The organism is uncultured Parabacteroides sp., assembly GCF_905196875.1.
In the GTDB taxonomy this organism is placed as follows: domain Bacteria; phylum Bacteroidota; class Bacteroidia; order Bacteroidales; family Tannerellaceae; genus Parabacteroides.
Map to the genome: position 1 here is coordinate 1 of NZ_CAJJWO010000111.1, position 11,232 is coordinate 11,232.

Consider the following 11,232-nt stretch of genomic DNA (forward strand, 5'->3'; position numbering starts at 1 on the left):
GCCCCGAAGCCGGAAAAGAGAGAGGCGTGTACTTTTCCCATTTGATTCAGTTCTTTTTATAAGTGATTCTATTTGTTCTGTACCCTAGTCTGAATAGTATCTAATGGAAGATCGTACTTTGGTAATTTTTTCCCCTTATAAGAAAAACAGTGGCCATACGAATCCCATCTCACTTGTTTAACCAAGGTCCCTTCGACAATAGCTCCAAACATTGAGTCTACTGTATCCAGGCTATTTTTCTTAATTTTTTCGATTACATATCCAAGCGACTGTGCCGCTGTTTCGAAAGTTTGAGTATTGTATCCCATGTTAGATTATTCTTTTATCGTGTGCCCATGAGGCGACTTCGATGTTATTATTTACTCCAAGTTTTGAATGAATACGTTGAATATGTGTGCGAACTGTAGCCTCTGTTATTCCCAGGATATCAGATATCTCTTTTGTTTGTTTGCCTTGACATATTAGAATAATTATCCGGTATTCTGATCTGGTAAGGGAACCGTTTGGTGGAGTAGGAATTCTACAAACAACATTGAATCCTGGACATGTAGAAATCAAGGAACATCTTGGTGCATCGGGAGTGAGTTTACCATCAAGCAAATCAGCTCTGTAATCTAGGTTTCCATAGCGACAGCCGGCAAACATCTCCTCTTGTTCATCAGCGGTTATTAAGCCAAATTCTTTTTTTATTATGGCCAATGTTGTTTTATCTGCTGCCAGCTCTGCTTGGAAATATTCTCTGTATTCAGGAGCCATCATGAGATAAGGTAATTTATTCCCATTTTGCAAAAAGAAAACTCGACCTTCATTGTCGCGGAAGACTTCTATACCTTGTCCGAAAATACCGGCAGGTAGTTTAGGTAGACTATTCATAGCACAGTGTTTTTTAACCGTTCAACATCGTTAATCTCTCTTTGATGTTTTAAAGCAAGTTTTAGAGCCTGTTTTTCAATTCCAACATGAGTGGCTTTACCAGACATTACCCTCATAACATAAGCTTTAGAAAAACCTGTACTAATAGCTAAATCAGTAACCCACTTTGTGGGTAATTTTTTCTTTAGTTCATTTTTTTCATCTTTTGTCATCATAATTATGTATTGCATTTATGTCGCATTTGTATTAACTTTATATCGCAAAAGTACAATATAATTCATATAACGCAATATATTTCACTTTAAAAACGAAGTATTTTGTATTTATTAACGCATTATAATTCATGTGATGTACAACGGAACGATAATAGATCAGCTTTTAAGTGAAAGAAAATTGAGAAAAAAGGATATACAGGATGCTCTTGGTATAAGCTTTAATTCTTATAAAACAATCGTTTACGGTAATCCTACCGTAAAAACATTGGAACCTGTTGCGGACTTCTTTAATGTATCTATGGATGTTTTTTTTAATCGTGAATTTTCTTGTTCTAATAAGATAGGGAATGTTTCAGGGAATAGTAATACGATACAGCAAGGAGAAGTAAATGTGATGCAGTCTTCATTGGAAAAAGAGATAGAAAATCTCAAACTCTTATTAGTAGAAAAAGATAAGGTAATATCTGAAAAAGAACGATTGATAGGAGTTTTGATGAAAAATAAATAGTGAATATATGCATATAGGGAACAGAATACAGCAGCTAGTAGAAGACAGTGGACTGAGTGTTACTGGTTTTGCAAAAAAAATCAATAGGGGAAGAGAGCATGTTTATACTATATTCAAAAAAGAGAATATTGACACAGGATTATTAATTGAGATTGCAAAAGTCTTATCTGTTCCTGTTGTCTGTTTTTTTGATGAAGAAGAGATATGTGAGAATAATCAAATAGGAAAAATATCTGGCTCAGGGAATAGAGTTCAGCAGGGTCATGTAAATGTAATGCAAGAATTTCAGGAAAGAGAGATTGATAATCTAAAACTACTATTAACTGAAAAGGATAAAGTTATATCTGAGAAGGAGCGACTGATACAGATTTTAATGAAAGGCAAATAATAAATGTATATCAAAAACTAATAGTTACTAAGTAATATACACAATATGAATAAACATCTTATTAATCAGGCTGATATGAGCCTTGTTTTTTTGTTTATCCGGGATAGTTCCGGGAGAAACAGAGAGAAAAACAGTTTTTACACACATTGATTATCAACAAAAAATCTACACAAAAATGTTGCCAAATAGTCTTCTCATCCCGACTACAGATGAGGTAAATCAGATAATGATTTACCTCTTTTTTTGTCTTTTCAGCAGCAGTTTTACATATATTCTTCCTGATAAAAAGTTTTGCCAGCGCAGTGGCAAAAAAGTGCGTATAGGGTGGTAAACCTTTGCCAATGCGATGGCAAAAGGTTTTACCCGGAATAAGGCATGTTTTTAGATTTACTACAAGTGAATAAGGAATGGTTTGAAAACAACAAAGGCTGTCAATTTTTCAATTAACAGCCTTTGGAGCGGAAGCGGGGGGATTCGAACCCCCGGTACCCTTACGAGTACGTCAGTTTAGCAAACTGGTGGTTTCAGCCACTCACCCACACTTCCATGTGTTCTGTGCTTCTTCCTTAGAATTGCGCTGCAAAGATAGATGTATGTTTTTAAATAAACAAAGCTTTTTGCATCTATTTTCTAAGAAAAAGATGCTACTTTTGTTGCCGATTCTGATACTCAGGATTTTATTTGATAAAAAATGAATAAGAAAAAACAATCGAAACGAAATATAATAGCGGGAATAGTCCTTTTTTTTGTCCTTTTGATAGTAGGAGTGGGAATTTGGGGCTATCGCTTGGCCTGGGCTCCGAACTTTGTGCCACAGGAAACGGTGTATGTTTATGTAGGGAAGGATAAGAGTTTTACTGATTTATGCCGGCAACTGCAGGACTCTGCCGGTTGTCACCGGATAGGCAGTTTCAAGCAACTGGCTGGTATACTGAAATACCAGGCGAATATGAAAACCGGACGGTATGCCGTATCGCCCGGAATGAGTAATCTGGAGTTATTGAATGATTTGCGGCGTGGACATCAGGTGGCTATCCGTTTGACTTTTAATAATATCCGTTTTAAGGAAGACCTTGCTGAGCGATTGGATGAACAGTTGATGCTTGATAAGGAAGAATTGCTATCCTTACTCAACGACTCTGCTTATTGTGATTCTTTAGGATTTACGACGAAAACAATCACCTCTCTGTTTATTCCTAATACGTATGAGGTCTATTGGAATATACCGGCAGATAAATTGATGCAACGTATGAAGCGGGAATATAAGGCCTTCTGGACGGATGCCCGCTTGGAAAAAGCGAAGGCGATTGGGCTGAGTCCGATTGAAGTGGCTACATTAGCCTCTATTGTAGAAGAAGAAACTGCTGCATCTGATGAATATCCAATTGTTGCAGGTCTTTATCTGAATCGGATTCATCGGGGGATACCTTTACAAGCCGACCCTACAGTGAAGTTTGCTGTTGGTGATTTTAGCTTACAGCGTATCCTGTTCGAACACCTGGAAATCGATTCTCCGTATAATACATACAAATATGCCGGATTGCCTCCCGGTCCTTTACGCATACCTACTATTAAAGGAATGGACAGCGTATTGAATTATATGAAGCATAATTATCTTTATATGTGCGCCAAAGAAGATTTTTCGGGACGTCATAATTTTGCGGCGACATTGGCAGAACATAACCGTAACGCAAACCGGTACAGAGCTGAACTTAACAGAAGAAAGATTAGATAAGCTTTTTGCTTTTTCTTTGTGGTAAAAGCTGTATCTTTGGCAGTTGGTATTACATAAAAATCAATTTAAGAAACAAATATACATGGAAAAACAACTATTCTTAGGGGATGAGGCTATCGCACAAGCTGCGATCGATGCTGGTATATCCGGGGTTTATGCCTATCCGGGTACCCCTTCAACTGAAATTACCGAGTATATACAAGGTTCAGCTGTTGCGAAAGAGCGGGGGATACATAGCCGTTGGAGTGCAAATGAAAAAACAGCAATGGAAGCAGCATTAGGTATGAGTTATGCCGGAAAGCGTTCACTTTGCTGTATGAAACACGTAGGTTTGAATGTCGCTGCCGACTGTTTCATGAATGCAGGAATGAGCGGTATTAACGGAGGTATGATTATTATTACTGCTGACGATCCATCTATGCACTCTTCACAGAACGAACAAGATAATCGCGTATATGGTAATTTTGCTATGATCCCGATGCTGGAACCTTCCAGTCAGCAGGAAGCATACGATATGGTTTATGAAGGATTCGAACTTTCAGAAAAACTGGGATATCCGATCCTGATGCGTATCACTACCCGTATGGCTCACTCTCGTGCAGGTGTAGTTACCCGTCCGATGAAGGATGAAAACACCAAGAACTGTCCGGCAGACGGACGTCAGCGTTTTATCCTCCTCCCGGCTTTGGCTCGTAAACGTTTCAAAGTCTTATTGGAGGCTCAGAAACAGTTTGTCGATTCTTCTGAAACATCAAAATACAACCAGTATTTCGATGGTCCAAATAAGGATTTGGGTATTATTACGACTGGTATTGCCTTCAACTATCTGTCTGAAAACTATCCGGACGGATTTGAACATCCGGTATTGAAGATCAGTCAGTACCCTCTTCCCCGCAAACAGATGGAGAAGCTTGTAAACGAATGCAAGGAAATCCTGGTATTGGAAGAAGGGTATCCGGTAGTGGAAGAACAGCTGAAAGGATATATGGGAACAGGCATTAAGGTACACGGCCGTCTGGACGGAACTTTGCAGCGGGATGGTGAATTGACTCCTGATGCCGTAGGAAAAGCTCTGGGTAAAGATATTACCAGCTATTATGCTATTCCTGAAGTGGTAGAACAACGTCCGCCTGCATTGTGCCAGGGCTGCGGTCACCGTGATATGTATGAAGCTCTGAATGAAGTATTGGCTGAATATAAAGAACCGAAAGTGTTCGGTGATATCGGTTGTTATACGTTGGGAGCTTTGCCTCCGTTCCGTGCAATCGACACTTGTATCGATATGGGAGCTTCCATTACGATGGCGAAGGGTGCTGCCGACGCAGGTGTATTCCCGGCTGTGTCTGTAATAGGTGACTCTACTTTCACTCATTCCGGTATGACAGGATTGTTGGATTGTGTAAACGAAGAAACAAATATCACGATCGTGATTTCCGATAATGAAACAACGGCAATGACCGGTGGACAAGATTCGGCCGGAACAGGACGTTTGGAAGCTATTTGTGCCGGTATCGGTGTTGATCCGGCTCATATTCGTGTGATGATTCCGTTGAAGAAGAATTACGAAGAAATGAAGACGATTATTCGTGAAGAGATCGAATACAAGGGTGTGTCCGTTCTGATCCCGCGTCGTGAATGTATTCAGACATTAACAAGAAAGAAAAAAGCAAGTAAGAAATGAGAGCAGATATTATATTGTCAGGTGTAGGAGGACAAGGGATCCTCTCTATTGCCGCCGTTATCGGAGAAGCCGCATTGAAAGAAGGTCTGTATATGAAGCAGGCTGAAGTACACGGAATGAGTCAGCGTGGAGGCGATGTGCAGTCAAACCTGCGTTTATCTGACCAGCCGATCGCTTCCGACCTGATACCGAAAGGACATGCCGATCTGATCATTTCATTGGAACCGATGGAAAGCCTTCGTTATCTTCCTTATCTGAAAAAAGAAGGATGGCTGGTTACTAACTCTCAACCGTTTGTAAATATTCCTAACTATCCGGACATCGACAAGGTGAACGAAGAACTGAATAAGTTGCCTCACAAAGTGATCCTGGACGTGGAAGCAATTGCGAAAGAGGTGGCTACCGTGCGTGCTGCCAATATTGTGATGCTGGGAGCTGCAGCTCCTTTTATCGGGATAGAATATAATAAGATAGAAGACGGTATTCGTCGTATTTTTGGCCGTAAAGGTGAAGAAGTGGTTGAAATGAACCTGAAAGCACTGAAAGCCGGCTATGATGTTGCCCAAAGTTTAAAATAAAGCGTATGAACAAGTCTCTCTTAACCGCCATTCTAATGATCTTTGCTTTTATAGCCCGTGCACAAAGTGACGGCGATATCATAAAGGTAGGAGATCAAATGCCGACATTTACTATCGTTTCCGATAACGGAGCGAAAATGTCGTCAGCAACATTGAAAGGAAAAGTCGTTCTGGTCAACTTCTTTGCAACCTGGTGTCCGCCTTGTCAGAAAGAACTGGCAGACGTGCAGCAGAAACTCTGGCCGAAGTATAAGGACAATAAGAACTTTCAGCTGTTGGTGATCGGTCGTGAACACACGGATGCTGAACTGGAAAAATACAATGAGAAGAAAGGATTTTCTTTCCCGTTGTATCCGGATAAGAACCGTGCAATCTTCGGAGCATTTGCAAAAAATCTGATTCCGCGTAGTTATTTGATAGGGAAAGATGGTAAAGTAATCTATGCCGGCAAAGGATATACGGAAGAGGAGTTTGCAGAATTGATGGAAAAGATCGAGACTGCTGTAAAATAAATAATATGCAATATCAGAATATACATTTGATTTATTTTTCTCCGACACACACTTCGGCAAAGATAGCGTATGCTATTGCCGAGGGGCTGGGAGGAGATACATTGTCTGAGTCGGATATCACGCATGAAGCGTTGAAAAAAACACTTCATATAGACGATAACGAACTGGTCATTGTTGCTGTCCCTGTCTATGGCGGACGTGTCGCGGAAACGGCTATGGAGCGTATTCGTATGTTTCAGGGAGAAAAGACCCCGGTTATTCCGGTTGTTGTATATGGAAACCGTGACTACGAAGATGCTTTGAAGGAGTTGAGTGATGCTTTGACGGCTCAGGGTTTTGTGCCAGTCAGTGCTGGTGCTTTTGTCGGCGAGCATTCTTTCAGCCGGAAAGAGATGCCTATTGCTGCCGGTCGCCCGGATAAGGAAGACTTGGTGAAGGCTTCTAAGTTCGGCCATGAAACATTGATAAAACTGGATGCTGTATCAACTTTATCGGGATTACCATCGTTGGAAATAAAAGGAAACTTTCCATATAAGGTGAAAGGACCTTCTACGCCACAGGCTCCTGTTACAGACGAAGAGTTGTGTACGCAATGTGAATATTGTATCGACGTATGTCCGGTGGCTGCTATCTCGATCGTAGACGACCGGATGTTCAGTGATCCTGCTCTTTGCGTCAAGTGTTGTGCTTGCGTAAAAGAATGTCCTGAAGGGGCACGTACTTTTGATACTCCTTATACGGCTATGCTGCATAAGAACTTTAGTGCACGCCGCGAACCGGAATTGTTCGTTTGATCATTCTAAATAATCAGCTTATAGCCGATCCCCCGGAGATTTACAATCTGAACCGAGGGGTCGGCTTTTAGTTTTTTACGAAGCTTGGTAATGAATACATCCATACTGCGGGCATTGAAAAAAGAGTCATCACCCCATAGTTCCATCAGGACCGGTTTACGGTGTAGTACATCATTGGCATGTAGGCATAATAAGCGTAATATTTCAGCCTCGCGGTGAGATAAAGTTTCCGTTTGGTCGCTGATCTGTAAGGTTTGATGTGGGTAATGGAAGGTATATTGCCCGATTGTAAACACTTCCTGTTTTTTTGGTTCGGAAATGGATATAGGGCGGTTTAATAAAGCCTGGATGCGTACGATCAACTCCTCCATATCGAACGGTTTTTTTCAGATAATCGTTTCCTCACAGATGAAAACCTGTGACCAGATCATCTACCGATGAACGGGCTGTGAGGAAGAGTATCGGTGTCCGGATATCGATCTGACGGATCATTTTGGTGAGCGTGAAGCCATCCATTTGGGGCATCATGACATCCAGTACCAGTATATCCGGTTTTTGCTTCTGATAGAGCTTTAACGCTTCGTTTCCGTGGGAAGCCAGCGTGATACGGAACTCGTGACGGCTTTCGAGGCTGTCTTTTATGATTTTTGCCAGTGCAATTTCATCTTCTGCCAATAGTATATGTATCATCTTTTGCCAGGTATTATAATAGTAAATGTGCTTCCTTCCTTTTCTCTGCTTTCGATGGTTATAGAGCCGTCGTGTCGTTCTACAATATCTTTCACATAGCTAAGACCAAGGCCAAAGCCTTTCACATCGTAGATGTTTCCTTTCGATACACGATAGAAGCGTTCAAAAATGCGCGTCTGCTGCGTCGGAGAAATCCCGATGCCATTGTCGGTGATGCAGACTTCAAGCTGACCAGTTGTTTCACGGAGCCGGATATTGATTTCGACACTCGGTCCAGAATATTTGATCGCGTTATCCAGTAGGTTACTGATTACGTTTGTGAAGTGTAGCTTATCGGCATAGACTTGTATATCTTTGGGAATTATCTCCATACTGAATCTTACAGCTTTGTTGGCCTTCAGTTTGAATTGTTGTATCAGACTTTCTATGACAGGTAGAGCTTGGAAGCTCTCTTTTTGTAACCGGAAATTCTTCCGTTCGTCTACGGCCATACTAAGTATTTTTTCTACCAGTCCGGATAAATGCTTCAGTTGTTGACGGCAAAGTGTGAAATATTCTTCCCGCGTTTCTTTTTGTTCCACGAAGTTGAATGTCTGTAAGGCGTCGATAGCTGAGTAGGTAATTGTGATCGGAGTCTTGAGTTCATGTGTCATATTATTGACGAAGTCGTTTTTGATCTCCGCGATCGTTTTCTGTCTCAAAATGGTGCGGATCAGGTAGATATAGCACGCTGTCGTTATGATGATCAACAGAAAGGATGCGAGAAACAGAGGTCCCATTTGTTTGAGTACGGCTTGTGATGGAGCGATTATAAAACCTTGTAAGCCAATACTGTCATCTATATTTAATCCGGCTTTATGGGTAGACAGCAGGTCGGTCGGATTTAGGTCGTCCAGCAAAGATGAGGCCAGAAGCGTATCTGTTCCTAATGTAAAATCGATAAAATGTGGATTGTATATGCCTCCGGCTTCGAGAAGCGATGACCATATACTGTCGACCTGTACGACATCGACAGGTGAAAGACGGTTGATCGCTTGCCATATACCTTTAAATGCAGCTCTCATTATAGGTGTATTTTCCGGCTTGAATGCTTGAAATACCGCACTGTCATTCTGGTTTTGTGTTTGAAGTTTTGTGCGCGAATAAACTTGGCGTGGTTTTTGCTTGGAAGCTGCATGTGAAGTACTATCCAAAGAGAAGCCAAATTCTATTTCCCCGTGAGGCGCATTGGCTGCCGTATCTTTTTTTAGCGCATCCATGCGAAATGTAAGATCCTCATTTATGGCTTGCTGTAATGTCTCGTTGATTGTCCTTTGAAATTGTTGTTTTTCAATCTTGTAACTATTCCATAACCAATAACCCTGAAAAAAGAATATTCCCAGAACCGATAAAGAAACGAAAATCAATATGAGGCGCATCTGTAATTTCATATTACAAATATAACCTGATTTTATCTCTACTCATTCCGGTGGTAACACTAAATAACAGTAGATTGCAAAGTGCTAACTATCGTTGTCTGTTATTTGGCTTATATTTGTCATATCTTATTAATCAAAGAAAGAATATGAAGACATTTGTAGCCTTATTGTTTTTCTTCGTGTCATTTTTTCAATCAGTTAAAGCTCAGGATGCTGATCGGCAAATTGGGGATTTGATCAATCAATCCGACTGGTTTAGGTTGGAAGAAGAATATCCGAAAGTGTCCGGGCTGCTTCAGTCTGTTGCGATAAAAGCTTTGTCGGAAGTGATGATTGGTACTTATTTTAATAAGCCGGTTGAGACGATACATCTGATTGATTCGTTATTGGAACATTATCAGGAGGATTTGGGCTTTCCGAATGTGAGTAGTTTGGTTGCTCTTCGCTCAAAAATGCTGGGTGAAATAGGACAGTATAAAGAGAGTGCAGATCGTTTATATGATTTTTTACGTCAAATAGAAGCTTTTGCTAAGAGAGAGGATTTCCCTTCTCATCAGCAATTGGCGGATTATTATAATACTTTGCGCAATGAAGCCGCTCCTGTTGTTGACAGGCCGGATAAAGATACAGAAATACCCATGACAATCGAAGAAGCCGGACGTGGTGTTTTAATGTTTGTTCCTGTACAGGTACACGGAAAAACGTATAAATTTATTTTTGATACGGGGGCGGGAAGTACCTTTGTTTCCAAAAGGTATGCGGATGAGATGGGAATTTGTGTTATCCGTGATTCGATTAATATTACAGGGGCTTTTGCTACGGGTACCGGCAAGTCTGGGATTTTAGATAGTATGATGATCGGTGATATTGCGTTTAAAAATGCGATCATAACGATTGCAGATTCAAATCCAGCAGTAGATACAGTCTATCAGGTAGATGCCGTATTGGGTACTGATTTTATGCGATTAGTAGGAGAAGTAAATATATTTCCACAAGAAAAAAAAATTAGCTTTCCGGTTAATCGACATTCGCTTCCGGAAACCGGAAGGAATATGTGGATGTATGATGGCGGTTTGAGGTTGAAAATTTTTTCTGGTAATGAACGATTGCATTTTGTTTTCGATACGGGTAATGTTCGGGCTGATATGTTTTATCATTATTATCAAAAGCATAAGGAATGGATTGATGCCGGAGGTATAAAAGAGCAAATTTTTGGAGGAGGATTTGGAGGTGTTCGGAGTTTAGAGGTGTTACGCTTGAGTTCCATACCGTTACGTTTGGGAGATACTTCTTTTGAGATAAAAGATATTCAGGTGAATTATAAAGAGCCGGAAGCTGATTGGTCACAGAAAAATGAGGACGGTTCTCTGGGTATGGACTTTATTAATTTATTTCAGCGGGTTACTATTAATTTTAATGATATGTTTTTGGAGGTCACTATGGATTAATGTTGGATACAACCTGCATGTTTCGATTCTGCCATAAGTTTACTTTGCTTTTTTGTAAACTTATTTCAGGACAGGACATCCTATCAAAAAAAGCGTTTAATATATATCGAATGCAAGAAGCACATATATGTTCTATTCATTCAATATATATATTTTGTTCGTTTGATATATGTCAAACGAATATAAGTCCGAATCCATTTTGTATACTTAATTGGGAGAATCCCTGTATAGTATATAACGAATCGGGCTTGTTTTCCCCTGATAGAATCTTTTCCGTTATCATTTCCTGGGTTGTATCTATCACGCTCGTACATTATATTACAGTGCCTGTGTTAAAAAAAATAATTACAAAATAAATGCGAAAAGATTTGGAGAGTAATAATAAAAGGTCT

11 protein-coding genes, 1 tRNA gene and 1 pseudogene are annotated in these 11,232 nt (G+C 40.3%); 8 read left to right on the forward strand and 5 right to left on the reverse strand.

Annotation, left to right across the window (positions count from 1 at the left end; genetic code table 11):
* Positions 1 to 309: 309 nt before the first annotated feature.
* Together QZ076_RS21125 and QZ076_RS21130 are read right to left on the reverse strand one after the other, a co-directional pair.
* Positions 310 to 873 carry a LuxR C-terminal-related transcriptional regulator gene (locus tag QZ076_RS21125; protein ID WP_293717094.1) on the reverse strand — a complete coding sequence of 188 codons (564 nt, stop codon included), beginning with the start codon at positions 871 to 873 and terminating at the stop codon, positions 310 to 312.
* Positions 870 to 1,088 carry a hypothetical protein gene (locus QZ076_RS21130; RefSeq protein WP_157317127.1) on the reverse strand — a complete coding sequence of 73 codons (219 nt, stop codon included), beginning with the start codon at positions 1,086 to 1,088 and terminating at the stop codon, positions 870 to 872. Before QZ076_RS21130 ends, QZ076_RS21125 begins: the two co-directional genes overlap by 4 nt.
* A 133-nt stretch (positions 1,089 to 1,221) precedes the next feature.
* On the opposite strand from QZ076_RS21130, the gene QZ076_RS21135 reads away from it, so the two are divergent.
* Together QZ076_RS21135 and QZ076_RS21140 are read left to right on the forward strand one after the other, a co-directional pair.
* Positions 1,222 to 1,596, forward strand: coding sequence for a helix-turn-helix transcriptional regulator (locus QZ076_RS21135; protein WP_046151440.1), 375 nt, complete (start codon positions 1,222 to 1,224; stop codon positions 1,594 to 1,596).
* A gap of 7 nt (positions 1,597 to 1,603) precedes the next feature.
* Positions 1,604 to 1,984 (forward strand): helix-turn-helix transcriptional regulator, encoded by a 381-nt coding sequence (locus QZ076_RS21140; RefSeq protein WP_046151439.1) that lies wholly within the window; start codon positions 1,604 to 1,606, stop codon positions 1,982 to 1,984.
* Positions 1,985 to 2,443: 459 nt separating this feature from the next.
* Here the strand turns inward: QZ076_RS21140 and QZ076_RS21145 are convergent.
* Positions 2,444 to 2,530, reverse strand: a tRNA-Ser gene (locus tag QZ076_RS21145).
* A 145-nt stretch (positions 2,531 to 2,675) separates the two neighbouring features.
* Between QZ076_RS21145 and mltG the strand changes: the two genes are divergently transcribed.
* The 5 genes from mltG to QZ076_RS21170 all read left to right on the forward strand — a co-directional run bounded on the left by mltG (position 2,676) and on the right by QZ076_RS21170 (position 7,284).
* A complete protein-coding gene (gene mltG / locus QZ076_RS21150) occupies positions 2,676 to 3,719 on the forward strand; it encodes an endolytic transglycosylase MltG (RefSeq protein WP_293717095.1) in 1,044 nt (347 codons plus the stop codon).
* A gap of 82 nt (positions 3,720 to 3,801) precedes the next feature.
* Positions 3,802 to 5,400, forward strand: coding sequence for a thiamine pyrophosphate-dependent enzyme (locus QZ076_RS21155; protein WP_293717096.1), 1,599 nt, complete (start codon positions 3,802 to 3,804; stop codon positions 5,398 to 5,400).
* Positions 5,397 to 5,978: an indolepyruvate oxidoreductase subunit beta gene (locus QZ076_RS21160; protein ID WP_293717097.1), complete on the forward strand. Its 582-nt coding sequence runs from the start codon at positions 5,397 to 5,399 to the stop codon at positions 5,976 to 5,978. The genes QZ076_RS21155 and QZ076_RS21160 overlap by 4 nt, the downstream gene beginning before the upstream one ends.
* 5 nt (positions 5,979 to 5,983) lie before the next feature.
* Positions 5,984 to 6,490, forward strand: coding sequence for a TlpA disulfide reductase family protein (locus tag QZ076_RS21165; protein WP_293717098.1), 507 nt, complete (start codon positions 5,984 to 5,986; stop codon positions 6,488 to 6,490).
* A gap of 5 nt (positions 6,491 to 6,495) precedes the next feature.
* The gene (locus QZ076_RS21170; RefSeq protein ID WP_293717099.1) at positions 6,496 to 7,284 is read left to right on the forward strand and encodes a 4Fe-4S binding protein; all 789 of its coding nucleotides are present in this window, start codon (positions 6,496 to 6,498) and stop codon (positions 7,282 to 7,284) included.
* A 5-nt stretch (positions 7,285 to 7,289) separates the two neighbouring features.
* Here the strand turns inward: QZ076_RS21170 and QZ076_RS21175 are convergent.
* A pseudogene (locus QZ076_RS21175) lies at positions 7,290 to 7,974 on the reverse strand (response regulator transcription factor).
* Entirely contained in the window at positions 7,971 to 9,233 is a 1,263-nt protein-coding gene (locus QZ076_RS21180; RefSeq protein ID WP_293717100.1) for a HAMP domain-containing sensor histidine kinase, read from the reverse strand. Before QZ076_RS21180 ends, QZ076_RS21175 begins: the two are co-directional and overlap by 4 nt.
* Positions 9,234 to 9,538: 305 nt before the next feature.
* Between QZ076_RS21180 and QZ076_RS21185 the strand changes: the two genes are divergently transcribed.
* The gene (locus QZ076_RS21185; RefSeq protein ID WP_293717101.1) at positions 9,539 to 10,840 is read left to right on the forward strand and encodes a retropepsin-like aspartic protease; all 1,302 of its coding nucleotides are present in this window, start codon (positions 9,539 to 9,541) and stop codon (positions 10,838 to 10,840) included.
* Positions 10,841 to 11,232 lie beyond the last annotated feature (392 nt).

Excerpts from the sequence above, each read along its gene's own strand:
- QZ076_RS21130 (WP_157317127.1), bottom strand. The coding sequence starts at position 1,088 with ATGATGACAAAAGATGAAAAAAATGAACTAAAGAAAAAATTACCCACA.
- QZ076_RS21165 (WP_293717098.1), top strand. The coding sequence starts at position 5,984 with ATGAACAAGTCTCTCTTAACCGCCATTCTAATGATCTTTGCTTTTATA.
- QZ076_RS21185 (WP_293717101.1), top strand. The coding sequence starts at position 9,539 with ATGAAGACATTTGTAGCCTTATTGTTTTTCTTCGTGTCATTTTTTCAA.
- QZ076_RS21170 (WP_293717099.1), top strand. The coding sequence starts at position 6,496 with ATGCAATATCAGAATATACATTTGATTTATTTTTCTCCGACACACACT.
- QZ076_RS21160 (WP_293717097.1), top strand. The coding sequence starts at position 5,397 with ATGAGAGCAGATATTATATTGTCAGGTGTAGGAGGACAAGGGATCCTC.
- QZ076_RS21180 (WP_293717100.1), bottom strand. The coding sequence starts at position 9,233 with ATGGATGCGCTAAAAAAAGATACGGCAGCCAATGCGCCTCACGGGGAA.
- QZ076_RS21125 (WP_293717094.1), bottom strand. The coding sequence starts at position 873 with ATGAATAGTCTACCTAAACTACCTGCCGGTATTTTCGGACAAGGTATA.
- QZ076_RS21155 (WP_293717096.1), top strand. The coding sequence starts at position 3,802 with ATGGAAAAACAACTATTCTTAGGGGATGAGGCTATCGCACAAGCTGCG.
- mltG (WP_293717095.1), top strand. The coding sequence starts at position 2,676 with ATGAATAAGAAAAAACAATCGAAACGAAATATAATAGCGGGAATAGTC.
- QZ076_RS21135 (WP_046151440.1), top strand. The coding sequence starts at position 1,222 with ATGTACAACGGAACGATAATAGATCAGCTTTTAAGTGAAAGAAAATTG.
- QZ076_RS21140 (WP_046151439.1), top strand. The coding sequence starts at position 1,604 with ATGCATATAGGGAACAGAATACAGCAGCTAGTAGAAGACAGTGGACTG.